Here is a 25,817-nt window from a genome sequence, read left to right as displayed (position 1 = left end):
CTTTAAATGATTTGTTCTTGCATTTCAAGATCTAAAAAATTATGTTTTTTATAAAAATCAATCACATTAGAATCTATTTTTAAAATATTAGCAAAATAAAATCCAAAATTTATCTTTTTTGTAGAATAAATTTTTAAAGTATTTGGGTTTGTAGCGCGAGAAAGAGCGACATAAAGCTGTCCATTTTCAAAAATATGATCAATATCGCACACTAATTTTTCAATACTCATGCCTTGTGATTTGTGTATAGTAATAGCATAAGCTAACTTAATAGGAAACTGTGTAACACTTGCAAGAATATTAACAACAAAATCTTTACCTGATTGCTCAAGTTCTTCCATGAAAAAAGTATAAGGTTCAAGTAAAATTTTCATCCCATTACTTTTAATAATGCTAATATAAATTTTCTCCTCTTCATAAAGAATATCTTCTATAATGCCTTGCTCTCCATTATAATAATTCTTATCCCAATTATTTACACAAAAAATAATACGAGCGCCTATTTTAATATTTAATTCTTCCAATATATTTAAGCTTCTAATCCAAGAATCAAGTTCTTCATCTTTTATTCTCTTATCTTCTTTTTTAACCTGAGCCTTAAAGCATGCAAGCGGAGTCTCAAGTTTGCTTAATTTTTCTTGATTGATATTGTTTACTTTTTTATTGATACCACAAAGTAAAGTATAATCATCTTCTAAATTTTCTAATTCTTTATAATCAATTCGCAAAGATTCAATAAAGCTTAAAATTTTTTCATCTAAAAAACCTTGTCTAATCAAAGATAAATGGTTATAAAATTCCATATTTTGCGTTCTTTTAGGTTGAGAAAGTTTAACATTCTTAAAATTTAAATCTTGCCAAAAAAATGAAGAAAAAGCATAGTAAGAATGGTTAAATAAAGTTTCCTTTTTTTCTTTAACTACGGGAGGCAGTTGAAAAAAATCTCCAACAACTAAAATTTTTCCATTAAATTGAGAATTTTTAAGTCTAAAACCTATCATTTCAAAAACACTTGCACTAACCATGGAAATTTCATCGATAATAATAAGCTCAATCGTTTTTAAAAGTTCTTTAAGTTTTGTTAATTTTTCTTTTTGTTTTTGATTGCGATCCAATGCACTTAATTTCATCATATCATCACAATACCCTAAACAAAAAAAGCTGTGTAAAGTAACACCGCCTATATTAAACGCCGATAGAGCACTAGAACCAAGAGCTATGGCTAATTTTTTTTGTTTTCTATAAGATTTGATAAGCTCATTTGTCAAAAAGCTTTTACCAACTCCAGCACCACCACTTAAAAAAACATTATCATAAGCTAAAATTTTTTCTAGTTTATCAAGCATTATATTTCCTTGGCTTTAATTATAACTATTTTTTCTAAAAGGTTGATTATGAAATCTTGTTTATATTTTACTTTTATAGTGCTATTTTTAACAGCTTGTTCAACAAAAAATTTAACTTCACTTCATCGTGAAAATTTAAAACAAAAAAATGAAAATCAACATTATGCAAAACTTGAATACGAACAAAATGTAAGCATTTTACCACAATTTGCTTACGATATTAATTTTGATGCAAAACGATATAAAAAATATTTCTTTAACCCTTGGCATGATTCATTTAAAAATTACAAAGGACAAAATATTTTTTGGTCCTTTCCTTTATATTTAAATTCAAAAAATACTTATTATTTTTTCAATAAACAAATTATTCCACTTTCATGGTTTAAAAATACTATAAATAACGCAAATATCCAAGAATTTGGCAAACTTAATCAAAAAGCTTTGATTATCCAAAATACAATCATTAAAAATCTTCCAACCCAAAGAGCTATCTTAAAAAATCCTTTTTTTGAAAATGAAGGAATTCCTTTTGACTATGCAAGCGATAGCATTTTAAATGCTGGAACCCCTGTCTTAATTTCACATTTCAGCAAAGATAAGCGTTATGCTTTTGTTTTAGGTGAAGCTGGATTTGGATTTGTTGAAAGTAAAAATTTGGAATTTTTCTCAAATGATAGAGCGAAAATCTATGAAAATCTTAACTTTATCACACCACTAAAAGAAAAATTTCCTATCTATAGCGAAGATGGTAAATTTTTCTTTGAAAGTAGAATTGGCGCTATCTATCCTTACTACAAAGAAGATAAAAACTATTTTTATGGAAAAATAGGCTCTAAAAAATATAAAATTTCTAAAAAAGATGTATCTAAATTTCCTTTACAATTCAATGATAAAAATTTAAAAAATCAACTTTCACAAGTTTTAAATTTACCTTATGGCTGGGGCGGTTATAATTTTGAAAGAGATTGTTCTTTACTAACTCGTGATATCTTTTCAGCTTTTGGACTTTATCTACCAAGAAATTCAGCTGCACAAAAAAATTCTTTTAATCATTTTGATATAAGCACTCTTAGTAATTCTCAAAAAAAAGATTTTTTAAACCGCTTTGGGAAAGCTTATCTTAGTTTACTTTATTTACCTGGACATATTATGCTTTATGCAGGACAAATTACAGATAATAATATTGCCATACATAATATATGGGGCTTAAGAAAAGATGCAACCCAAAGACTTCTCATAAGTTCTAGCGTCATCACTTCTTTAGAAATAGGAAAAAATGAAATTTTAGAAGATAATTTGCTTTTATCAAGACTTAAAGAAATAAGTTTTATAAATTTAAACGAACAAGAAAAAGAGCAAATAAAAAGCTATCTTGAAAATATACAAAACAAATAAGATTTATTGATTTAATCAATAAATCTTTTAGTTAAATCTGCAAAATATTCTATGCGTCTATCTCGCAAAAAAGGCCACCAACGACGCACATTTTCACTTCTTTTTTTATCTATTTCTATGATTTTTACACATTCGTTTTGAGAATCTAAAAGACAAAGTTCTTCACCTTGAGGGCCAAAAACAAAAGAATTTCCCCAAAATCTAATGCCCTCTTCTACCCCACTTACATCTTTTTCAAAACCTACTCTATTGATAGCTACTACATATAAACCATTAGCTATAGCATGTCCTTTTTGAACACCAAGCCAAGCATTGAGCTGCCTTTGTTTTTCTTCATCTTCATCCTTATCAAACCAACCAATTGCCGTGGGATAAATAAGAATCTCAGCTCCTTTTAAAGCCATAATTCTTGCTGCTTCAGGATACCACTGATCCCAACAAATAAGCACTCCAAGCTTACCTAAACTTGTATTTATAGGTTCAAAACCCAAATCTCCAGGAGTAAAATAAAATTTTTCATAAAAACAAGGATCATCAGGTATGTGCATTTTGCGATATTTACCTGCTATAGAACCATCTTTTTCAAAAACCACTGCAGTATTATGATAAAGTCCGGCACTTCGTTTTTCAAATAATGAAGTAATAAGCACTATTTGATTTTTTCTAGCTATATTTGCCCAAAATTTCACATCTTTTTCATAATCATTAGCATAGTCAAAAAAATCCACATTTTCACTTTGACAAAAATACTCACTTTGATGAAGCTCTCCTAAACAAATAAGCTCAGCTCCTTGTTTAGAGGCTTCTTCTATAAATTCGCAAGTTTTTTTTATAGTTTGTTCTTTGTTTGAGTGAAATTTTTGTTGTATTAAAGCGATTTTCATTGTCTTTGCCTTTCTTGTTCTGCATCATCATAAGGATCTAAATGAATTTGTATATCCCATTTTTCATTTTCAAACATCTTACGCACACCTTCTTCTATTTCATCTGAAATTTTATGCGCATTTAAAAGCGAAATTATAGGGCAAAAAACCAAATGCACGCTTAAATAATTACAACTTGGAGTTTTACGCGTCTTTAATTCATGATAGGAAATTATTTCAGGATTATTAGAAATCAAAATACAAATTTTATCCACTTGTTCCTTAGGTAAAGCCTCATCCATTAAAAAAGCCAAAGCTTTTTTAATGATTTTAAAAGCAGAAAATGCCGTATAAAGACTGATCACTATCCCAAAAATAGCATCAATAATATGTAAATTTGTAAAATAAATCAAAACCAAAGCCCCTAAAGTACAAGCATTGGTTAAGCAATCTGTTTTGTAATGCAAAGCATCGCTTTCTATAATCAAACTTTTGGTTTTTTTAGCTACATAATTTAAAAAAAGTACAAGAAAAAAAGTCATAATTAAAGCAAAAATCATCACATAGATGCTTGAATTTAAATCTTTAATTTCTTCTTTATAATAAATCTTTAAAATACTCTCATAAAAAATAAAAATCCCCACGCCAACTATAAAAACACCTTCTAACAAACCCATTAAAGCTTCAATTTTAGAAAAACCAAAATTATAATTTTCATTCGCCTTTTGTGAGCTTTTTTTAAGAGCTAAAAAATTAAAAGCAGAAATAGCAAAATCCATTAAAGAATCAATCGCACTTGAAAGCACTGCAACAGAACCACTTGTTAAGCCTACTATAAATTTAACCAAGGCTAAAACAATAGCACATAAACTTGCTACAAGAGTTGCTTTTTTTTGCAAACTCATCTTAAACCTTTGAAACGATTTTGACAAGAACAATGCAAAGAACCGTTTTGTCGTAAAAACACTCTTGCATCTACTCCTATAATTTTATGATTGGGTAAAGCTTTAGAAAGTCTTTTAGTTATGATTTCATCATTTTTATCCTTATAAAAAGGCACAATTAAAGCATTATTTATAAAAACAAAATTCGCATAAGTCGCCCCCAATCTTCTTCCTTTATAGTATAAAGGCTTAGGTATAGGAAGTTCTACTAAATCAAAGCCTGTTTTTTTAAGCTCTTCTTTCATTTTTTGCAAAGGCAAATAATGCTCATCCTCTTCATCTTCACAAATACAATGCACTATGGTATTTTTATCTATAAATCTTGCTAAGGTATCGATATGATGATCCGTATCATCACCTTTTATGAAACCATTTTCTAGCCAAATAATTTGCTTTAAACCAAAAATTTCTTTTAATTTTGTATCAATTTGAGTTTTGTTTAGATGAGAATTTCTATTTTCATTTAAAAGACAATGAGAGCTTGTAAGCATCACACCCTCTCCATTAAAGTCAATACTTCCTCCTTCTAAAATAAAATCAACCTTTTTAAGCTCCTCTTTAAATTTTTCTTTAAAAAGCTTAGAATTTACAGCATTATCAAGCTCACTTTGAAATTTATTTCCCCAAGCATTAAAAGTAAAATCAAGAGCCTTTAAACGATTATTTTCTACTATATCTATAGCTCCAAAATCACGTATCCAAGTATCATTTGTATCACATTTAAAAAACTCAACATTTTTTATATCTTTAAAATTTTCAAAATCACTCTGTTTAGGAGCTATAAGTAAAACTTTTTGAAATTCACTTACCACTTTTACAAATTCTTTATAACTTTGCAAAATTTCCTCTAAATATGGACTCCAATCGCTTTTTTCATGAGGTAAAGAAAGCATGAGGTATTCTTGCTCACTCCATTCAGGAATTGATTTTATCATTTAACTACCTTTTTGATAATAAAATTATAATTGTATCATTTTTTAGACTTTTGTCAAATTTAAGAAGATTACCTCGATATTTCGAGGCTTTAGGGTATTATTTAAAAAAGATTTTCATTTCATCATTGCTTAAAACAAGTTTTCCATTTTCATTTGAAATTTTAAAAGTTCCTTTGAAATTTGAAAGGAAAGAATTTTCAAAATCCATTACATCCATTGGGTGACAAAGCATTTGAGTTGAAGCTACGCGATCACCTTCGATTTGTAAAGTATCCGCCTTAGTTTGATAAGAACCAAAAAAACGATTGCATCCTGAATAACCATAAAATTTATTATTTTCAAAACTGATATTTGGACTTTCCTCTGCGTTTTTTGGATCAAAAGTTTTACCATTAACTATAATTTTTTCTATTTTGAAAAGCTGATTTTGCACAAGTTCATTATTACCTTTAGAAGTAGATGAAGTAACAGAAGTACTAGCACAACCTGCAAAAAAAGTTGCAGCTAAAGCAATTTGAAGCGTTTTTTTCATTTTATTCCTTTAAATTTGAAATTGGTTAAGTTCACTTTCGAGATTATGACACACTATTTTTAACTCATCTGCAACTTGAAGCAGAATTTTAGAAATTTCTTCATTCTTTTCACTTACTTCGACATTTTTTTGCATACGAGAAAGTAAATTTTGTATATTCTCTTGGGAAATTTTTATTTTTTCAGTACATTGAGTTACCAAAGCCCTAGCATCTTCGTTGCATAATTTAACCTCATTAGCATCATCAACCAATAAAGTGGTGTCATCATTTAAAGCTTGTATACTTTGAGCATTTTTCTTTAATTCTGCGCTAACCTCATTAATACTTTGCAAAAGCTCTTTTGTAATTTGAGCTATATTTCCTAAAAAATCTTCACTGTTCTGAGCCAACTGCCTAACATCCTCAGCAATTACAGAAAAACCTCGTCCAAATGCACCAGCCCTAGCTGCTTCTATGCCAGCATTTAGAGATAGTAAATTTGTTTTATCTGCGATCTCATCCATCATTTGAGTTGCTTTTTGTATATTACCTGCTTGATTAACCATATTTTCAACTTTTTTAGCCAATTCATTTTCATTTTGAGATACTGTTGATACTTTATTAGCAACATTAAACAAAGATTTAAGCATTTGCTCTAATAATAAAAAGGATTTTTCATTGGCACTATTTGCCTTATTTGACAAACTAGCAAGTTCCCCAAGCTCATTACCAACATTTGCACCAAGCTTAAAACTTTGATCTATTTGTTTATGACTTTGTGAACTAATTTCACTTAAAGAAATAGCATTTGAATTTAAAAGATTGCTTTGTTTTTCTACATTTTTTGAATTATGACTTGCACCGCTAACTGCCTTGTGAGTTTTTTCGATAAATTGATTGATATATCTACAAGCTAAAGCAATTTCATCTTGACCTTTAACTGAAATACGAGCTTTTAAATTACCACTTCCTTGAGCTAATTCTTTAGCATGATTTAAAAGCTCTAAAACAGGCTTTCCAACAACAACTTTAAGCATTAAGAGAACCACACAAAGGGTAAAAATCAAAGCAATAGTAAATATTATAATATAAGATTGACTGGTTTTACTTATATCTTTTTGAACACCTTCTAAAGAATGCGATATATCCATAACCCCTATCACACTCCCTACATTAGCATTTGCATGACAAGCAACACAACTTTCATCTGCAATCAAAGGGCGTATCAATCTTAAATGCACAACACCATTTACATTTTCTTCTAAAGCTTGAATTTTAGGATTTGAAAATTGTTCTATAATACGCTTATCATTTGAAATTTGAGGGGCTTTCATCTCAAAAAGATCTATAGTATCTTTTGAAGGATAAATTTTAATATCACTAATACCCTCTATACTTTTTGCATCTTCAATGGCTTCTTTAATTTTTTCAGGATCTCCTAAATTCATAGCCATTCTCATTGTTTGAAAAACAGAAGTACTTACGGTATCTAAATTTGCCCTGCTCATTTTATTGGCAGTATTTTTAAAATCTAAATTTAAAATCACTTGCATTACAATAAAACTTATAAGCAATACCACAAAAATTGCAGCAGAAACCTTAAATCCTATAGTTTTAAACATCATAGTTTCCTAAAAATAAATTTTTTCGGAAATATTTTACACATAATTTATTTAATTTTTATTGAATTATGTGTAAAAAACATAACATTCCGTTAAACTTAATGTAAGAAATGTCTTACGCCTGTGAAATAAAGCGCCATACCATACTCATTGGCTGCTTTTACCACTTCATCATCTCTTATGCTTCCGCCTGGTTCTACTATAGCTTTAACCCCTACTTTACTTGCTTCATCTATGCTATCTCTAAATGGAAAAAAGGCTTCACTTGCTAAAACGCAACCTTGTAAATCAAGCCCCATTTCTTTAGCTTTAGCGATTGCTGCCTTTGCTGCATCGATTCTGCTTGTCATACCCATACCTATAGCCACCATAGCACCATTTTTTACATAAACAACATTATTTGATTTGGTAAATGCTGCTATTTTCATAGCGATTTCAAGATCTTTTAATTCTTCCTTACTTGCCTCTCTTTGACTCATAAGCTTTGCATTTTTAAGCTCATCTTCGCCTACTTCATCGCTGTTTTGATATACAAAACCCCCATCAATATGTTTAAAATCATATTTATCAAAACTGCGGATTAAAAACGGACTTTCTTGAGTAAAAATTTTAATGCGTTTTTTACCTTCAAACACAGTTAAAGCTTTTTCATCTACATTGGCTGCAATGATTACTTCTACATAAATTTCATTGATTTTATTTGCTAAAGCCTCATCAAGAGTTCCATTGATTGCAACCACTCCTCCATAAGCACTGACGCTATCGCATTTTAAAGCATATATATAGCTTTGTACTAAATTTTCTTTTATAGCAAAACCGCAAGGATTTCCATGTTTTACTATAGCAATAGCTGGAGCTTTATCGAAACTACTAGCCAAATTTAAAGCTGCGTTAATATCGGTTAGATTGTTAAAACTTGCTTCGCCTTTAAGGGCTTTGAAATTTGCGCTAAAAAAGACATCAAACTCGTATAAAGCCCCTTTTTGATGTGGATTTTCTCCATATTTTGTATCAAATACTTTTTGTCCTACTATAAATTTGCTCGCTCCAAAACCTCCGTTAAAGCGTTCATTCATATAATTTGCAATATAAGCATCGTAATTTGCTGTATGCTCATAAGCTTTTATCATCAAATTTAAACGAAAATTCTCATCATTTTGACCTTTTTTTAAAGTCTCAATCACTTTTTCATAATCAAGTGGATCGCAAAGCACTATCACATCTTTATAGTTCTTTGCTGCACTTCTTATCATCGCAGGTCCGCCTATGTCGATATTTTCTATAATTTCATCAAAATCATCGCTCATAATGGTAGTTTTTTTAAAAGGATATAAATTTACACAAACTAGATCAATGCCTAAAATTTCATTTTCTTTTGCTTGTTTGATATGATTTTCATCGCTTCTTTTATGCAAAATCCCACCGTGAATCTTAGGGTGCAAAGTCTTCACACGCCCTTCAAAAAGCTCAGGACTCTTTGTAAAATCACTCACTTCTATAACTTTTATTCCATTTTCTTTTAAAAGCTTAAAAGTCCCGCCTGTTGAAAGAATCTCAAAACCTAAATTTTCAAGCTCTTTGCCAAATTCTACTATGCCTTCTTTATCACTCACACTAAGTAATGCTCTCATTTTTACCTTTCTAAATGTTTTTTAACTTTTTCATAAGCTTCGTTGATTTTTTGAAATTTCTCTACGCCGATTTTAAGCTCTTCTTCGCTGACATTGTTTGCGTTTAAAATATCAGGATGGTATTTTTTTGCTAAATTGCGGTATTGTTTTTTTACCGCATTTAAATCTGCATTATTTGGAAGTTCTAAAATAGCAAAAGCTTCATCAAGACTTAATTCTTTTTTAGAACTTTTTAAATTTGAAAGACTTGCAATAAAAGCATCTAATTCGCTTTTTGCTATATCAAAGGCTTTAGCGATTTGCTCTAAAATTTCACGCTTTTTAGCATTAAAATCTGCATCGATTAAAGCCATAAAAACAAGCACACGCAAGACATTAAAACGCTCATTTTTAGGTAAAGGCACTTCTTTTAAAAAATCTTTTGCCACATAAAAAGCATCGCTTAAATTTTCTTTATGTTCGTTAAAACTTGCTTTTAAAAAAGCTCTTTCTTTTTCATCTTTGGCATTTGCATCTAAAAGATCTTTGATCATTTCAGCTTCATTTTCACTTACTCTGCCATCGCTTTTTGCAATTTTTGCCAAAAGTGCGATAACATAGTAATTCATACGCCTTTTAAACTCATCCATTCTTTCTTCCATAACCCCACGAGCAAAACCCTTAGCAAAGCCTTTGGCTCCTCTTGTGGCTGAGTGTAAAAAATCCTGTTTTCCCCAAGTTTTATAATACCAGTAAAACACCAAAACAACGAGTATAATTAAAACTAAAGTCATTGGATTTGCTCTTTAAAACTTTCAAAATAAAACTTATCAAGTTCAGCCTTGCTTAACTCAATGCTATCAAGTTTAAAATATTTTTGGCTTGTACTCACACCTAATTTATAAGCTTTTACTCCAAATTCTTTAGCTAAATTTAAAAAAGCTTCTTCATTTTCTTTACTAAGCCCTACTATAGCACGACTTGCACTCTCATCAAAAATCATTTTTTCATCATCAAAATCACTTGTTAAATTTGCACCCACACTAGAAATAGCAAACATTTTTGCCAAAGTCATAGCAATACCCCCTATTCCTACGCTATTGGCACACTCAAGTAAAGAATTTTGATTGGCTTTATAAAGCAAATCCCAAAGTGCAAGTTCAGCTTTATAATCAAGCTCTTTAAGACTTCCTGATACTTTTTTATCTTGGATTTTCATTACCATAGATCCGCCAAATTCTCCTAAACTTTCACCCAAAAGATAAACGCTTAAATTTTCTTTTTCAAAACTAGCTTTTAAGGTTTTATTTGCATCTTCTAAAACCCCTACGCTTACTATAGTAGGACTTGGATAAATACTTACGCCTTCAGTTTCATTATAAAGTGAAACATTGCCGCTTACTACTGGGGTATTTAACTCTTTACAAGCTTCTTTAATACCTTCACAACCTTGTGCGAATTGCCACATCACTTCAGGATTTTGCGGATTTCCATAATTTAAACAATCACTTATTGCCAAAGGCTTAGCTCCTGTGCAAGCAACCTTTCTTCCTGCAGAAGCTACTGCTAAAGCTGCTCCTATTTTAGGATTTACATAATTTAAGCGTGAATTACATTCTATAGCCATAGCCACACTTGCACCATTTTCTTTGATACGAATAACACTAGCACCTAATTTTCCATCAGCTTTTATGGTATTGGTTTGCACGCTTGAATCAAATTGATCATAAATAAAAGCTTTATTATTAATATTTTCATTTTGAAGCATTTGTATAAAAAGCTCTTGAACGCTTGATTTTAACTCAAATTTATAGTCTTTAATTTCACTTAAATATTTTGGCTCGCTTGTAGGGCGACTTAAAATCGGCGCTTTCTCACTTAAAGGCTCGATAGGAATAAGCCCTACAAGCTCATCATGCAAAAAAAGCTCCATTTTTCCTGTATTGGTAACCTCACCCATAACCACAGCATCTAAATCCCATTTTTTGAAAATTTCTATAACCTTATCTTCATAACCTTTTTTCGCACAAATAAGCATTCTTTCTTGAGATTCGCTAAGCATTAACTCATAAGGAGTCATACCGCTTTCACGCATAGGAGTTTTATCTAAGTAAAGTTTCATGCCACTGCCACTTCTTCCTGCCATTTCAAAAGAACTTGAAGTAAGTCCTGCAGCACCCATATCTTGAATACCCACAATATAATCGGTTTTAAAAAGCTCTAAACAAGCCTCCATAAGAAGTTTTTCACTGAAAGGATCGCCAATTTGCACTGTAGGACGCAAAGATTTGCTTTCTTCATTGAAGCTATCACTTGCCATAACCGCTCCACCAAGTCCATCACGCCCTGTTTTTGAACCCACATAAATCACAGGATTTCCTACACCTTCAGCCTTAGCATAAAAGATATCTTCACTTTTACAAACCCCTAAAGCAAAGGCATTAACTAAGATATTTCCATTAAAACACTCATCAAAAGCACATTCTCCACCTATAGTTGGCACACCCATGCAATTTCCATAATGAGAAATTCCATTTACCACACCTTTAACAAGGTATTTTTGATGTTTGCCGCATTTTTCATCATGAATATTGCCAAATTTTAAAGAATTTAGCCCTGCAACCACTCTTGCACCCATAGTAAAAACATCACGTAAAATTCCCCCTACTCCTGTAGCCGCACCTGCAAAAGGTTCGATAAAGCTAGGGTGATTGTGACTTTCTACCTTAAAAACTGCTGCCATACCTTGCCCGATATCAATAACCCCTGCGTTTTCTCCTGGGCCTTGAATCACCCAAGATGCTTTAGTTGGAAAACCATTAAGATATTTTTTACTGGATTTATAAGAGCAATGCTCACTCCACATCGCAGAAATAACCCCAAGTTCTAACAGATTTGGTTCTCGTCCTAAAATTTCTAAAATTTGTGCATATTCTTCATCGCTGATTTTATGTGCTTTTATGGTTTCTTTATCCATTTTTATCCTTTCATTTTCCTAAACAAAAATTACCAAACATTTCGTCTAAAATTTCATCTCTTTGAAAATCTTTGGTAAATCTTGCAAGTTCATTAATAGCTAAATTAAGTTCAAAAGCAAAAAGTTCTAAAGAACTTTCCTCTAAAAGTCCTTTAGCTCTAAAAATCACTTCACTTGAAATTTTACAAGCATTAATAAGATCTAAAGAACTTACCATAATACCTTCGCTATCAAAAGAATTAAGATAATTTTGCAATTCTTCTTTTAACAAAGTGATATCTTTTTGAGCACTAAGCTTGATAAAATTTTTATTTTGAGTATTTTTGAAAACATTTTCTAAATCACTTTTATTTAAAATCCAAAAGATTTTTTTATCAGTATTTGCTAATAAGTCAAAAATTTTCTCATCTTCTTTATCTTGCACTCTTGAAGCATCAAAGACTGCCAAAATAATATCTGCATCTTCTAAACTTTTTTTACTTAAAGCTACGCCGATTTGTTCTATAACATCTTTACTTTCCCTAATACCCGCTGTATCTATAATGCGTAATAAATGCGTTCCTAATTTAAAGCTCTCTTCTATAGTATCACGAGTGGTGCCTGCTATATCTGAAACAATAGCTCTTTCATAAGAAAGCAAGGCATTTAAAAGCGAGGATTTGCCTACATTTGGCTTACCTACAATAGCGATTTTAAAACCTTCTATAAGTCCTTTTTTGCTTTGAGAAAGTGTATAAACTTCTTTTAAAATTTTAGAATTTTCTTCACACATAGTAGAAATTTGTTCTAATAAATCAGAAGGTAAATCATCATCAGCATAATCAATGCTAGTTTCTACAAAAGCTAAAGTTTTAACCAAATCTGTACGAATTTTTTCTAAAAGTTCTCCTAGATTTCCTTGCATGTTGCGTGCTATAATTTTAGCTGCAAGCGCAGATTTTGAAAGTATGAGATCTTGTATATTTAAGGCTTTTAAAGGAGTCATTTTGCCATTTAAACACGCTCTTTTGCTAAATTCTCCCGCTAAAGCAAGTCTTGCCCCTAAACTCACAAGTTCTTCGAGTAAAACTTCACTCACACTAAATCCTCCATGAGTTTGAAACTCTACTATATCTTCACCTGTAAAACTATAAGGAGCTTTAAAATATATCATTATAGCTTCATCGATGATTTCATTGTTTTGATTAAAAAGTTTTGTAAAAGTAGCATGGCGGGGGGTGAGTTTGGTTTTGTGGCTAAGCTTTAAGGCAAATTCTAAAGCTCTTTCACCGCTTAATCTTACAATAGAAATCGAACCCACGCCATGAGCTGTGGCAATAGCCGCTATAGTATCACTCATCTTTTTTGAAAAAGTCGTTTATTACAACAAATCTTTGATCATTATTTTGCTTAATTCCTACATACTTATCTGGAAATGCAGCTCTTAACTGCTCTAAAGCGATTTTTATCAAAACCCCATCTAAAGGTTTGGTTTGTCCGCGTCCATGAATTTTAATTTTTTCAATCACGCTTTGTAAATAAAGCTGCATACCTTGAATTTGATTTTCTAAAAATTGAGCGATCTCAAGGCGCACTAAAAGATTATATTTTAAATTGATCCAATTATGCAAAAGATAAGAAATAGCCTTGTAACGATGTGCTTCTTTGCCTATCATCAAAGCAGCATCTTCCCCATCCAATCGAATCAAAACACAATCTTCATCATACATTCTAAGTTCACTAAGCTCTATTTTAAACTGGGAGCTTTCTAAAAGTTTTACAAGCTGAATACGAATCTCATCTAAAATATCCTGAGTATTACGCACTCCTTTGCTTTCTCGATGAAAACTATCAAAAATTTCATCACTTTTTACTATGTATTTTTCTTTTTGACTTTTATTTTTTTCATTTTTTATTTCAATCTTGTTTTCTTGTTTTGGCTCATGTGTTTCTGGTTTGTGATTTTTTGAACTTGTAAATTCTTTTTTAGGATTTTTTTTCAAAATCCTTTTTTTTGCTTTAGCCTCTATAATTGCCTTTTTTCTTCCAAATCCAAAAAAACCTTTTCTTGGATGCTGAATAATCTCATATTCTAAGTCCATCACAGAACATTCTAAACTTCTTGAAGCTTCTGTTAAGGCACTTTGAAGATCAATGGCTTCGATTTTCATTTTTCATGCTCCACTTGTTTTTTTGTGATGTTCTTTAGCAAATATTTTATTGATAACCCATTGTTGAACCAAAGAACAAAGATTATTTGCAAACCAATAAAGCGTAAGTCCTGCTGGGAAAGTGATAAAGAAAAAAGTAAAAATCACTGGTAAAAATTTCATAATCTTAGCTTGCATAGGATCTTGTATAGTCATAGGTGTGATAAGTTGTTGTAAAAACATCGTTGCACCCATTAAAATAGGCAAAATAAAATAAGGATCCATTACCGATAAATCATGTATCCAAAACGCCCAAGGAGCTGCTTTTAGCTCAATAGCATTAAGCAAAACGCGATAAATAGCAAAGAAAATAGGAATTTGTAAAAGTATAGGCAAACAACCACTCATAGGATTTGCACCATGTTTTTTATAAAGCTCCATCATGTGCATATTCATTTTTTGTGGATCGCCTTTATAACGCTCTCTAATATCTTTCATTTTAGGAGCAAGATCTTTAAGTTTATTCATAGAAATCATAGATTTATAAGTTAGTGGGAATAAAATAATACGCACAATTAAAGTCATCACAACGATAGCCCAACCCCAATTTCCTATATACTGATGTAAGAAATTCAAAAACTCAAACATAGGCTTAGCAATAAAAGTAAACCAACCATATTCAACAACTGCTTCAAGGCGTGGATCTATACTTCTTAAAATCACATGTTCTTTAGAACCTATATAACCCCCTGCTTTAAATTCATTATCACTATAAGCAAAAACTATAGGGTTTTTATTAGCATCCTTGCTGATTGCCACATTTAAAGGTTTATCAAAATTATAAAAGAAAGTTGCATAGTATCTATCAAAAGCCGAAGTCATTACGACATTATTAGCACTTTCATCCTTCTCTACATCTCCATCTTTATAAGTTTCGATGGTTTCTTTATTATCCATTACCAAAGCACCATGAACTGTATAACTATCTACGGCAATATTTGGACGATATCCTGGACTTATAAAATAATTTGCATTTTTGCTGAGTTTAACTTCTATCTCATAATTTCCTTTTGGATAAAAAGTAATATCTTTTTCGATTTTCAATCCGGAAAGATTTTGAGTGAGTTTTAAAACTTGACTTCCATTTTCATCAACAAAAAGATTGCTAGAGTTAGCAATATAAGGAAATTTAAAAGCCTCTGAGTTAATACTTGGATCACTAAAACGCATTTCTAAAGGATAAGGACTATTTTCCTTGCTAACAAGATTTATAAATTCCCCTTTCTCATTTTGGTATTTTTTATCTTTTAAATAAAAAGCAGAAATTCTACCAAAAGAGTCAATTTGTGCTTCAAAATGTTTGCTTTGAACCTTAGATATCACACTATCTTGCGAAACTAAAGCCGCACTTGGAGTATTTGTGGTGGTATTTTGTATATTAGGAGTGTTATTTATGCTTGTGTTTTGTTGATTTTGTTGTGTAATGTTTTGTTCTATTTTTAAAGGTTGCTTTGGAATGAAAAAATAATCATAAACAACAAAAAATAAAAAAGAAATCACAACAGCCAAAAGTATACGCTTTTGCTGAAAAATATTATTTGAATTATTCACTGATTTGTCCTTTTAAAGATGATTTTTATAAGATAAAAACTTTTATTTTTATAAGGTATGTATAAAAAACAAAGTTGTTTTTTTGCTAAAAATATAGGCTTAAAACATAAATTCATAGGATAAAAATTTTTAGAAACTCTAGGATAATCAAATCCCCCTTTAAAAAAAGGGTTACATCTTAAAATTCTAAAAAAAGTAGAAAAAAAAGCTAGAAAAAAATTCTTTTTTTGAAACTGCCAAAGTGCATACTCAGAACAACTAGGATAATACCTACAAGCAGCGGGTTTTAAAGGGCTTAAGAATTTCTGATAAAAACGGAGTATTTTTAGGCATATCATTTGAAACATTCTAGTTTTTTCAATCCCCATTTTAGATTTTTTTCTAACCTAGAAAAAGAAAGTTCAGTGATTTCATTTTTAGCTACAAAAATATATTTGCCATCTTGAAGATATCTTTCAAACTTAGCAAACAAAGCCCTTAAAATTCGTTTTGAACGATTTCTAACCACTGCTTTTCCAACTTTTTTACTAGCAACAACTGCTATTTTTTTTTCATAACTATTCAGATAAAAAATGATCACACCTTCGCAATGCCATTTTTTACCTACTTTATATACAGATGAAAATTCCTCGTTTGTGCTAAATTTATCAAAATTTTTCACACAGCAAGTCTTTTTCTACCTTTAGCGCGTCTTGCATTGATCACCTTGCGACCATTTTTAGTTTTCATACGAACACGGAAACCATGAGTGCGTTTTCTTGGAGTGCCATGCGGCTGATAAGTTCTTTTCATTTGATTTTTCCTTAAAAAATTATAAAATAAACTTGTATTTTATCTTAATCTTACTTATAAATTGCTTTTAATTAAGAGTAATTTTTAAATTCTTTTGATAAATTTTGAAATTATTTTTAAAAGGTTAAAAATGTCAGAATTTAAAATTATTGATTTAAGACAAGAAGATTTAGATATTTTACAAGAAATGATCATAGAATTTGCAAAATACGAAGATATGTTAGATTTTCTTCAATGCACGAAAGAAAAACTGGAACATTCTTTACTAAAAAATAAATTTGCTCGTGCTTTTTTGTTAAAAGAAAATGAAAAAACTATAGGCTACATGATTTATTTTTATACTTTTTCATCTTTTTGGGGTAGCGGTGGAATTTATCTTGAAGATATTTATATACGAGAAAATTTTCGTAAAAAAGGTTATGGAAAAGCTGTTTTTAAATTTTTAGGAGAAATTTGCAAAAAAGAAAATTTAAAAAGACTCGACTGGGTTTGCTTAAATGATAATATTTTAGGTATTAATTTTTATGAAAGTTTAAACGCTAAACATCTTAAACAATGGAGAAATTATCGTCTAAGTGGAGAAAATTTAGAAAAATTGTGTGATTTATGATAAGAAGTCTTTATTATTTAAAAGCTATGGGATTTAACTTTGTTGATACACATATAAACCGCTTTGAACAAGCACAAAATTTTCAAGAATTAAAACAACTTGTTTCATCTTGCGCCTTATGTCAATTTTCCAAAACAAGAAAATTTAGTCTTATGGAACCTAAAATAAAAAATGTCAAATTGCTAATTCTTGATGTTTTTGGGCAAAAGAGTGAAAATGAAAGTGGAATTTTACTTAATTCAAAAAAAGGTGAAAAATTAAAACACTATATTTATCAAATTTTAGGGCTTTGCGATGAAGATTTTTATTTTTCTTATTTATTTAAATGTTTTTGTAATGGAAAATTTGATGATTTTTCGCTACAATCTTGCTTACCATTTTTCTGGAACGAACTAAAACTGATTCAACCTGCTTTTTTACTTTGTCTAGGAGAATACACATTTAAAAGCTTGGGATTTAAAGATTATCACATTTTAAAAGGTGAAGTTTTTGCTTATAAAAATTTTTTCATAATGCCAAGTTATGATTTAGATTTTATAGAAAAAAATCCAAGTTATGAAAAAAATTTCATACAAGATTTAAAAAAAATTAAAGGATTTTTATGAAAAAAATATTTTTAATATTTTTCTTATCTTGCTTTTTGCTTAGTGCAAAAGAGCAAAAATTAGTCGATGTAAAACCTGTTGAAAATTTTTATCCTAAATTAAGCGTTCAAGAATGCAACGCAAACTGTCTTTTTGATCTTTTAGAATCAAGATTGTATCTTAGTTTTTTAAGTGAATTTGCAGATCAAAACGATCAATTTTTATCTAATGTTTATGCAAAATTATTAAATTCCATTACTGATTTTGAAAAAAATGTTCAAAAAATTACTTCTGTTAAACTTGCGATAATTATCCCAGAAAAAACCATAAAAAGCTACTCAAATACTATAATAAATTCAAGCATAGCCTATCTTTTAAGACAAAGAGCTGAAATCAAAGTAAAAGTTTTTTTAACTGGCACAGAAGATAGTGATAAAATTCGAGCCGCGCTTGATGCAGCACAAGCTCAAGGATATCAGTATGCCATAGCTGGATTTACTCTAAAAGGTGCCAATGAGTTGAAAAATTACTCAGGAAATATGAAAATTTTTATACCGACCATCCATAAAAACAACATACAATTTTCAAATCAAAATATTATTTTTGGAAGTATTGACTATGATGCTCAAATTACCACACTTTTAAGCAAATCAAATGCTAATATCGCAATATTTAGCGATGGCTCTGCCTTATCAAGCAATCTAAATTCAAGAATTCTTGCTCAAAATAATAATGCTAGAATATATACCATAGAAGGCGAGAAGCTTGATTTTAGCAGACTTTTAAGATCACAAGGCGGAGTTAATAATGCCTCAATATTTTTTAACACTCCATTGATCAAAACAGCTCTAGCAAGTTCTCAACTAAGAATTTATAACATTCATCCTTATGTGCTTTTATCCACTCAAATCAACTATAATCCAACATTTTTAAGTTTAACACAACAAGGAGATAGAGAAAATTTCATCATTGCTAATTCTATCAATAACCACGATGATAACTTAGTCTATCTTAATGAAATTTTTAATCAAAGTATAGATTATAACTGGATTGCTTATGCCACTAGTATAGGAGTTGATTACTTTTATACCGAATTCTTAAATAAAAAAAGTGAAAGTTTATTTGATGAGAAAATCAAAAATTCTCAAGTTGATTACAAAGTGCGTCTTATGCAAGGCAAACAAGCAAGCTTTGAAGAATTAAAATAATTCTTCAAAGAGCTTTTTTAACTGCATATCCATTCTAGCTGGTTTTTCGTTTTTAATAAAAGCTAAAGTTAATTCCATTTTAAAAAGCAAAATTTCATCTTTATAAATTTCTTGTGAAATTTCCACAGAAGCATTTTTGACTTCTAAAATTTTTGTTTTAATCTCTATTATATCTCCAAGTTTTGCAGGTTTTAAGAAATTGCAATTTGCTTTTGCAAGCAAAAAATGTCCCTTAGACGCATCAAAAATATCTACTTTTTTATTGAAAAAAATTTCACTTCTTGCTCTCTCACAAAATTTTAAATAATTACTATGATACACCACTCCACCCGCATCAGTATCTTCATAATACACACGCATTTTCATCGCTTTACCTTAAAAAATATTTTACATTTAAAAAACATTTAGATTATACAACGGAAATTCTTTGATATCGCTTTTTAGCTTATATTAAAAATTCCGTCCAATATTAATTTAATAAAGCTTTTTAATAATATTAAATATATATTATAAAAAATAAAATTAAAAAATAACTTTTTTATTATTAATATTATTTAAATATTTTATTTATAATTAATATACTTAAGAATATTATAATTACGCTTTCTTTTGATAATATTTACAGATATTGTTAAATAGTTAAAATATAATAATCAATATTTAAGGATATCTATGCCAGCCATTAAGCTTTTTAACTTCACGGGGAGGGGTGTAGAGAAATTTTGTTTTAAACTTTCTATTGTTACCTTCTTAAGCATCAATGCTTTTAGTCACTCAAGCAAATACTACAGACAATCGAAATTTCAATATTCCAGAGTATTATTTTAATGATAACAAACTTTATGATAAAACCAATTCTACTTATAAAAACCCCAAGGTATAAATTATTATTCTAAGAGTTCTAAACATGATATTAACAATATTACTTTAATTTATAACAATACTAAAGTTAATATTATAAATATAAACGATTTAAATTTTAAACATTATTTACTTGCTTCTGATATGAGAGAAGATAAAGTTCTTTCTTTTAATAGTGTCAATACAGCTAATCATAGTAATAAAAACAGTTAGAGCACTTCCTTTTTTAATCATAGCAAAAACCGATTATGCTAATGCAAGTTATAATAAACTTATATTAGAACAAGGAGAACTTAGTTCAGTTTTTTATCTTAAACCTAAAGATACTCATATAAAAATCTTAGCAGTTCTAAAAGCAATCAACGCATGAATTTCTTAATGAGGTATAGAAACAAGCAAAGTAGATGGAGTAGAATTTGAAAATTTGCTAAACTTAATGTCAATCTTAACAATACTTATTTCTTTAATGATACCTTTACTCATCTTTTTAGCTTAAATTATCAACAAGTTATTAATGAATCTATTTATACTAGATAATAGTAAAACTATATCTTTGGTAGGTCCTTATGGAGTAAGGGTTTATAATAATGAAGATAGAGATAATGCTGTAGTAGCTAGCTTTGGACTTAGAATGACTACTCCTTTGAAAGATTTTTATATCACTCCTTTTTATGATATAGGTTATTCTTGGTGTGAGAATGTTTCTAAAACTATATAGAGTAAGTGAAACAAACTATATGGATGCCTATGATTTGCAACTGCTTTATAATAAAACAGGAAATTTTTATGTTAAGCTTGATTTAGCTAAAGCTTTATAAAAATGATGATTATAGTTCTAAAGCTTATGTGAGTTTTGGGAAGTATTTTGAGTTTTTAAAAATTTATTTTTGATCAAATATTTAATACATATGAGATTTATATTGCCATAAAAGCTTTTAATGTTATAATTTAGCATTAAAAGCAAATGTCAAGGATAAAAATGCAAGAAAATTTACTCAAAAAACAATTTCTAAATCACCCTTTATACGCTAAAATTCAAGAACTTAAAGCTCTCAATCTTGCTTGTAATTTTTCTTTAGATGATAGTGTAAATTTATCTACAAATTCTCAAGCCAAAGATGAAATCCTAGCTATAACAAAAGAACTTAAACCATGGAGAAAAGGTCCTTTTAAAATAGACGATCTTTTCATCGATACAGAATGGCAAAGTTTTATTAAATTTAATATTTTAAAGCCTTTTATGAACGAAATTTCTCAAAAATGCGTTGCTGATATAGGCTGTAATAATGGTTATTATATGTTTAAAATGCTTGAATTTAATCCTGCAAAACTCATAGGTTTTGATCCTTCTATCAAATACCGTTTGCAATTTGAACTCATTAACGCTTTAGCTAAAACTCCTATAGAATACGAACTTTTAGGCGTAGAAGATCTTCCAAGCTATGGCTTGAAATTTGATGTGATTTTCTGTCTTGGGGTGATTTATCATAGAAGTGATCCTATAAAAATGCTAAAAGATTTAAAAGCAGGACTTAATAAAAATGGAGTTGTTTTTTTAGATACCATGTATATAGAAGATGAGAGAGAAATCGCTCTTGTGCCTAATAAAACTTATTCTAAAATTCCAAATATTTATTTTGTACCAAGCATTAGTGCATTAAAAAACTGGTGTGAAAGAGCAGGATTTAAAGAATTTGAAGTTTTGGCTACAAAAAAAACCGATGAAAACGAACAAAGAAAAACAGAATGGATAGACTCTTTTTCGCTGGAAAATTTCTTAGATCCAAAGGATAAAAATCTTACCATTGAAGGCTATGAAGCACCCAAAAGAGTTTATATACGCATTAAAATATAAATTCTTTTTATTTTTTGCCGATATTGAATTTTAGATATTTTGAAGTAGATAAGTAGAATTTAAAGGTTAGATATGGCAAAAAAAGATAATTTTGAAGAATATGCACAACTTGAAGAATACGCATCTGCAGAAGATATATCTCGTGTTAGAGCAGAATTACTCACTTGTCCTGAATTAAACACCTCGCTTGCTGGAACCATTATAGAAATTGATAAAAACTATGCCAAATCAATTTTAATAACCACAAGCGAAATGGTAGCAGATGATCAAGGATTGATTTTTGATGCCTTTATTTTCGCTGCAGCAAACTATGTAGCACAAGCCTCTATCAATAAAGAATTTTCAGTGATTATTGGATCAAAATGTTTTTTTTATGCTCCGCTTAAATTAGGCGATGTTTTAGAACTTGAAGCTCATGCACTTTTTGACGAAACCTCCAAAAAAAGAGATGTAAAAGTGGTCGGGCATGTTAAAGAAATTAAAATGTTTGAAGGAACGATACAAGTTGTTAGCACTGATGAGCATATATTTAAACTCAAGCGTCCGCCACTTAATACTGTTAAACCTACAGAAAATCAAGAACAAGGTGCCAAAATCAACAATCCAGAAGCCGTAGCAGCTGCATTAATGGCCTCTGTGGGTGGAAAATAATCAAGGAGTCATTTTAATATCCACCCAATTCTTTGGGCAATCCTTATGATAAGTTCCACTTCCATCATAATATTCTTTGCAATCATCATAAAAACGATTTGAAATTCCTCTTTCATTTACAAAACATCCAGAAATTCCTAAAACTAATAGTATCATTAAAGTATATTTTTTCATGTTTTTCCTTAGAATTTATTGTGTTTTCTCCATTTATAAGGCTCTATAGGATTACCCTCTTTCCAAAGACCTAAATGATTTTTCTTAGCATTTTCTTGTTCTTTAATATAAGCATTACTATAGTAAGTATCAGCCCAAGCATAGCCTTTGCTTACTAAAAATTGATTAATATCAACATTATTAAGCTTTACAATAGCAACAATTCTACCATAAGTATCTTTATTTTTATAAATAATTTCAACTTGTTTACCGCTTAAAATTCTACTTAAAGCTTCTTTTGATTGCTTTCCAAAACTTTGCTTAAGTTCTGGTGCATCTATACCAAAAAATCTTATTCTAGCGAGTTTGTTTTCATGATTAACTTCTATAGTATCTCCATCAATAATTCTAACTACTTTTCCTTCAAAACTAGAATTTTGGGCAATATAATTCTGGATAAAAACAACTACAAGAGTAAAAATTAATACAGAAAAAAGTTTTTTTGGATCACTTAGTAATTTTCTTAAATTAAATAATTTTTTATAATTTATTCTCATTTTTTAATCATTTTGCCTTTAAATTTTAAAAAATATGCCATAATTTTATCAAAACAAAGGAGATAAAATGCAAAATGTTATAGAAAATTTTAAACAATTATGTAAAATTCCTCATTGCAGTTATGAAACAGAACAAATGAAAGAATTTTTAAGCTCTTATGCTAAAGATAAAGGCTTTAAAGTGAGTGTAGATAAAGCAGGAAATATCCGTGCCATAAAAGGCAAACCAAAAATTTGCTTACAAAGCCATTATGATATGGTCTGTATGGGCGATGCACCAAACTTAGAAGTTTATGAAGAAAATGGCTTTTTAAGAGCCAAAAATTCAAGTCTTGGCGCGGATAATGGTATAGGTATAGCCATCATGATGAGCGCTATGGCTGAATTTGAAAATTTAGAGTGTCTTTTTACAAACGATGAAGAAGTAGGACTCATGGGAGTGAATTCACTCGAGCACACTTTAGAATCTAAAATGCTTTTAAATTTAGATCATGAAAGCGATGATGAGATCATGATAGGCTGTGCAGGTGGAGTAGATATAGAAGCTAGCTTGCCTTTTAATACCCTTAGAAAAAAGGGTAAAATTTATGAGCTTTGCGCGCAAAATTTTAAAGGTGGACACTCAGGCATAAATATCGTACGCAACGAAAAAAGCTCCATCAAAGAAATGGCTAAATTCATACAAGAAAATAAAGGAGAAATCATTTCTTTTGAAGGTGGAGAAAGAATCAATTCTATACCTAAACACGCCAAAGCTTTAGTGCATTTTAAAAATGAAGTAAAGAGCAATAACTGGATAAAATGCGATTTTAAAGAAGAAGGTGAATTTGAAATTTGCGATCAAAGTAACAAACTTTTAAGCCTTATAAATTCTTTTACTCATGGAGTTAGAGCTTATGATGAAAATCTAGGTATAATTCAAACAAGCATTAACCTAGCTACTTTAAGAATGCAAGATAAACAAATCAAATTCGCACTTTTTGCAAGATCTAATATACTTGATGGACTTAAGCAAGTAGAATTTGAAACTTTAGAATTTTTCAAGGCTTTTGATTTTAAAGTAAGAAGTTTTAATTTCTATCCACCTTGGGAAGGCAAACCAAACGCACTTAGCGACATGGTTTTTAAAGCGCTTAAAAAAGTATCGCCTAATGCCAAAGTTTCAGCTATCCATGCAGGGCTTGAGTGTGGCATTATAGAGAAAAAACAAGAGCTTTTATGCGCTTCTATAGGTCCAAATATCCATAATCCTCATTCAACTGATGAGCATTGCGAAATCGCTTCAGTTGAAAAAATATCTAAGGTTGTTTTTGAAGTTTTAAAAGACAATGCTTAATTCTTTAATCTTGCTTCTTGCAAAAACGCGTTTTAACAAAAACACACAAAGCAAGGAGCAAGATCCCACTATAGCAAGATAAATACCTAAATACTCTTTATAAAAAGCATTGACTATAAAAGGGGTTAAAAAACCTAAAATCGCATAAGAAATATTATAAGCAAAACTAAGCCCGCTAAATTTAAGTTCGCTTTTAAAAATTTGCGTCATAAAAACAGGCGCGAAAGTAATAATACCTTGTGCAAAACAAGCCAGTAAAAAATAAAATAAAAAATTCTCATCATAAAAACTAAAAAGCACACCAAAAATAATAAAAGCTATACTAAAAATAGAACAAATCCTATAGCTTCCCCATTTGCTTGCTAAAAAACCTTGAAATAAAGCTCCAAAAATCACCGCTAAAATAGCAAAATTTTGCACCCATAAAGCAGAAGTTTTACTCATAGCTAAAAGACTTTCAAAATACTTAGGCAAAATCATCAAAGTTGCCACACCGCTTGTTAAAACCATAGTCATTAAAAAACAAACAAGCATACTCATTTTATGAGTTTTTAAAGCTTCAAACAATGGAAAATTTAAAATTTTCTTTTCATTTTGAACTTTTATAAATTCTGGAGTTTCGCTGAGTTTATTTCTTAAAAACAAAGCTAAAATTCCAAAAAATCCTCCTATGATAAAAGGAATTCTCCAAGCATAGCTTTGAACTTCTTCTGGGGTAAAATAAGATCTTATGCCTAAAGTGGCAATATTTCCTAGCAATAAACCTATGGTTAAAGTCGCTGAAATAAAACCAAGAGCTAAAGGAATTTGGCACCCTTTGACAAATTCGCTCACATAAATCCAAGCTCCGCTCACCTCAGTTCCAACGGCTAAACCTTGCAAAATACGAATAGTGAATAAAATCAAAGTAGCAAATATACCTATACTTTCATAACTTGGCAAAAAAGCTAAAGCAAAACTAGGCAAAACCATCAAAAGCATAGAAATATAAAAAATATTCTTTCTTCCATATCTATCAGCAAAATGTGCCATCACAATAGAACCAAAAGGACGCGCTAAATAAGCAGCACCAAAGGCTATATAAGCATTTATCTGCATCCAAAAAGCATCATTTTGCGGAAAGAATACCTTAGCAAAAATATCCAAAAAAAAAGCAAAAAGCACAAAATCATAAAATTCTAAAATTCCACCCAAAGAAGCATAAATAATATTTTTGTATTTTTTTTGCATATTTTATCCTAAATCAACTAAAGGGCAAAAAGCCCT

At 29.9% G+C, this 25,817-nt stretch carries 26 protein-coding genes and 2 pseudogenes; 9 read left to right on the top strand and 19 right to left on the bottom strand.

Annotated features, from left to right (window positions below; translation table 11 throughout):
- Positions 1-2 precede the first annotated feature (2 nt).
- On the bottom strand, positions 3-1,346 hold the full coding sequence (pif1, locus tag AJ886_RS09990) for an ATP-dependent DNA helicase Pif1 (RefSeq protein WP_044794402.1): 1,344 nt from the start codon (positions 1,344-1,346) through the stop codon (positions 3-5).
- Between the two features lie 48 nt (positions 1,347-1,394).
- On the opposite strand from pif1, the gene AJ886_RS09985 reads away from it, so the two are divergent.
- Complete coding sequence (locus AJ886_RS09985; protein WP_070287633.1) at positions 1,395-2,741, top strand: SH3 domain-containing C40 family peptidase; 1,347 nt, start codon at positions 1,395-1,397, stop codon at positions 2,739-2,741.
- 11 nt (positions 2,742-2,752) lie between these two features.
- On the opposite strand, the gene AJ886_RS09980 is transcribed toward AJ886_RS09985, so the two are convergent.
- From AJ886_RS09980 to rpmH, 14 genes are all read right to left on the bottom strand, one after another.
- Complete coding sequence (locus tag AJ886_RS09980; RefSeq protein ID WP_002871473.1) at positions 2,753-3,625, bottom strand: N-carbamoylputrescine amidohydrolase; 873 nt, start codon at positions 3,623-3,625, stop codon at positions 2,753-2,755.
- Positions 3,622-4,509, bottom strand: coding sequence for a cation diffusion facilitator family transporter (locus tag AJ886_RS09975; RefSeq protein ID WP_002861699.1), 888 nt, complete (start codon positions 4,507-4,509; stop codon positions 3,622-3,624). The genes AJ886_RS09980 and AJ886_RS09975 overlap by 4 nt, the downstream gene beginning before the upstream one ends.
- The gene (locus AJ886_RS09970; protein WP_070287632.1) at positions 4,506-5,483 is read right to left on the bottom strand and encodes an agmatine deiminase family protein; all 978 of its coding nucleotides are present in this window, start codon (positions 5,481-5,483) and stop codon (positions 4,506-4,508) included. Before AJ886_RS09970 ends, AJ886_RS09975 begins: the two co-directional genes overlap by 4 nt.
- A gap of 97 nt (positions 5,484-5,580) precedes the next feature.
- Positions 5,581-6,015 carry an META domain-containing protein gene (locus AJ886_RS09965; protein WP_002871471.1) on the bottom strand — a complete coding sequence of 145 codons (435 nt, stop codon included), beginning with the start codon at positions 6,013-6,015 and terminating at the stop codon, positions 5,581-5,583.
- A 9-nt stretch (positions 6,016-6,024) separates the two neighbouring features.
- Positions 6,025-7,617 carry a methyl-accepting chemotaxis protein gene (locus AJ886_RS09960; protein ID WP_070287631.1) on the bottom strand — a complete coding sequence of 531 codons (1,593 nt, stop codon included), beginning with the start codon at positions 7,615-7,617 and terminating at the stop codon, positions 6,025-6,027.
- A 98-nt stretch (positions 7,618-7,715) separates the two neighbouring features.
- Positions 7,716-9,248 (bottom strand): bifunctional phosphoribosylaminoimidazolecarboxamide formyltransferase/IMP cyclohydrolase, encoded by a 1,533-nt coding sequence (gene purH / locus AJ886_RS09955; RefSeq protein ID WP_070287630.1) that lies wholly within the window; start codon positions 9,246-9,248, stop codon positions 7,716-7,718.
- Positions 9,249-9,250: 2 nt separating this feature from the next.
- Complete coding sequence (locus AJ886_RS09950) at positions 9,251-10,021, bottom strand: DnaJ domain-containing protein (RefSeq protein WP_070287629.1); 771 nt, start codon at positions 10,019-10,021, stop codon at positions 9,251-9,253.
- A complete protein-coding gene (gene purL, locus AJ886_RS09945) occupies positions 10,018-12,204 on the bottom strand; it encodes a phosphoribosylformylglycinamidine synthase subunit PurL (RefSeq protein WP_070287628.1) in 2,187 nt (728 codons plus the stop codon). Before purL ends, AJ886_RS09950 begins: the two co-directional genes overlap by 4 nt.
- Positions 12,205-12,214: 10 nt before the next feature.
- Positions 12,215-13,543: a tRNA uridine-5-carboxymethylaminomethyl(34) synthesis GTPase MnmE gene (mnmE, locus tag AJ886_RS09940; RefSeq protein WP_070287627.1), complete on the bottom strand. Its 1,329-nt coding sequence runs from the start codon at positions 13,541-13,543 to the stop codon at positions 12,215-12,217.
- Entirely contained in the window at positions 13,536-14,354 is an 819-nt protein-coding gene (locus tag AJ886_RS09935) for a Jag N-terminal domain-containing protein (protein ID WP_070287626.1), read from the bottom strand. The genes mnmE and AJ886_RS09935 overlap by 8 nt, the downstream gene beginning before the upstream one ends.
- Positions 14,355-14,357: 3 nt before the next feature.
- The gene (gene yidC / locus AJ886_RS09930) at positions 14,358-15,944 is read right to left on the bottom strand and encodes a membrane protein insertase YidC (RefSeq protein ID WP_002861707.1); all 1,587 of its coding nucleotides are present in this window, start codon (positions 15,942-15,944) and stop codon (positions 14,358-14,360) included.
- Positions 15,941-16,282 (bottom strand): membrane protein insertion efficiency factor YidD, encoded by a 342-nt coding sequence (gene yidD / locus AJ886_RS09925; protein WP_002865962.1) that lies wholly within the window; start codon positions 16,280-16,282, stop codon positions 15,941-15,943. Before yidD ends, yidC begins: the two co-directional genes overlap by 4 nt.
- Positions 16,279-16,605 (bottom strand): ribonuclease P protein component, encoded by a 327-nt coding sequence (gene rnpA / locus AJ886_RS09920; protein ID WP_002853349.1) that lies wholly within the window; start codon positions 16,603-16,605, stop codon positions 16,279-16,281. Before rnpA ends, yidD begins: the two co-directional genes overlap by 4 nt.
- On the bottom strand, positions 16,602-16,736 hold the full coding sequence (gene rpmH / locus AJ886_RS09915; RefSeq protein ID WP_002776864.1) for a 50S ribosomal protein L34: 135 nt from the start codon (positions 16,734-16,736) through the stop codon (positions 16,602-16,604). Before rpmH ends, rnpA begins: the two co-directional genes overlap by 4 nt.
- Positions 16,737-16,866: 130 nt before the next feature.
- Between rpmH and AJ886_RS09910 the strand changes: the two genes are divergently transcribed.
- From AJ886_RS09910 to AJ886_RS09900, 3 genes are read left to right on the top strand one after another with little or no spacing between them, the layout of a single operon-like run.
- Entirely contained in the window at positions 16,867-17,346 is a 480-nt protein-coding gene (locus tag AJ886_RS09910) for a GNAT family N-acetyltransferase (RefSeq protein WP_002867426.1), read from the top strand.
- Positions 17,343-17,951: a uracil-DNA glycosylase family protein gene (locus tag AJ886_RS10645; RefSeq protein WP_070210213.1), complete on the top strand. Its 609-nt coding sequence runs from the start codon at positions 17,343-17,345 to the stop codon at positions 17,949-17,951. Before AJ886_RS09910 ends, AJ886_RS10645 begins: the two co-directional genes overlap by 4 nt.
- Positions 17,948-19,138 carry a hypothetical protein gene (locus AJ886_RS09900; protein ID WP_070233116.1) on the top strand — a complete coding sequence of 397 codons (1,191 nt, stop codon included), beginning with the start codon at positions 17,948-17,950 and terminating at the stop codon, positions 19,136-19,138. The genes AJ886_RS10645 and AJ886_RS09900 overlap by 4 nt, the downstream gene beginning before the upstream one ends.
- On the opposite strand, the gene AJ886_RS09895 is transcribed toward AJ886_RS09900, so the two are convergent.
- Positions 19,130-19,504, bottom strand: a complete 375-nt coding sequence (locus tag AJ886_RS09895) for a YbgC/FadM family acyl-CoA thioesterase (protein ID WP_002871461.1) — start codon at positions 19,502-19,504, stop codon at positions 19,130-19,132. The genes AJ886_RS09900 and AJ886_RS09895 overlap by 9 nt on opposite strands.
- 306 nt (positions 19,505-19,810) lie before the next feature.
- Between AJ886_RS09895 and AJ886_RS10945 the strand changes: the two are divergent.
- The 4 genes and pseudogenes from AJ886_RS10945 to AJ886_RS09875 form a co-directional block, all read left to right on the top strand.
- A pseudogene (locus tag AJ886_RS10945) lies at positions 19,811-20,380 on the top strand (hypothetical protein); the annotation flags it as partial.
- Positions 20,381-20,419: 39 nt separating this feature from the next.
- Positions 20,420-20,890, top strand: a pseudogene (locus tag AJ886_RS10415) (ShlB/FhaC/HecB family hemolysin secretion/activation protein); the annotation flags it as partial.
- A 73-nt stretch (positions 20,891-20,963) separates the two neighbouring features.
- A complete protein-coding gene (gene cmoB, locus AJ886_RS09880) occupies positions 20,964-21,854 on the top strand; it encodes a tRNA 5-methoxyuridine(34)/uridine 5-oxyacetic acid(34) synthase CmoB (RefSeq protein WP_074470040.1) in 891 nt (296 codons plus the stop codon).
- 72 nt (positions 21,855-21,926) lie between these two features.
- A complete protein-coding gene (locus AJ886_RS09875; RefSeq protein ID WP_002873190.1) occupies positions 21,927-22,505 on the top strand; it encodes a hypothetical protein in 579 nt (192 codons plus the stop codon).
- Here the strand turns inward: AJ886_RS09875 and AJ886_RS09870 are convergent, their stop codons facing one another.
- Positions 22,506-22,679, bottom strand: coding sequence for a hypothetical protein (locus AJ886_RS09870; protein ID WP_044779503.1), 174 nt, complete (start codon positions 22,677-22,679; stop codon positions 22,506-22,508).
- Between the two features lie 8 nt (positions 22,680-22,687).
- Positions 22,688-23,215: a thermonuclease family protein gene (locus AJ886_RS09865; RefSeq protein WP_070233110.1), complete on the bottom strand. Its 528-nt coding sequence runs from the start codon at positions 23,213-23,215 to the stop codon at positions 22,688-22,690.
- A gap of 67 nt (positions 23,216-23,282) precedes the next feature.
- Here AJ886_RS09865 and AJ886_RS09860 point away from each other — a divergent pair, with 67 nt between their 5' ends.
- On the top strand, positions 23,283-24,551 hold the full coding sequence (locus AJ886_RS09860) for a M20/M25/M40 family metallo-hydrolase (protein WP_044779504.1): 1,269 nt from the start codon (positions 23,283-23,285) through the stop codon (positions 24,549-24,551).
- Here the strand turns inward: AJ886_RS09860 and AJ886_RS09855 are convergent.
- Positions 24,534-25,781: an MFS transporter gene (locus tag AJ886_RS09855; protein WP_044779505.1), complete on the bottom strand. Its 1,248-nt coding sequence runs from the start codon at positions 25,779-25,781 to the stop codon at positions 24,534-24,536. The two genes, AJ886_RS09860 and AJ886_RS09855, sit on opposite strands and share 18 nt — an antisense overlap.
- Positions 25,782-25,817: the final 36 nt, after the last annotated feature.

This window comes from Campylobacter sp. BCW_6465 (genome assembly GCF_001762815.1).
Taxonomy (GTDB): Bacteria; Campylobacterota; Campylobacteria; order Campylobacterales; family Campylobacteraceae; genus Campylobacter_D; species Campylobacter_D jejuni.
Note: the sequence above shows the minus strand (reverse complement) of the source record. Positions and strands in the feature narration are given on the sequence as shown.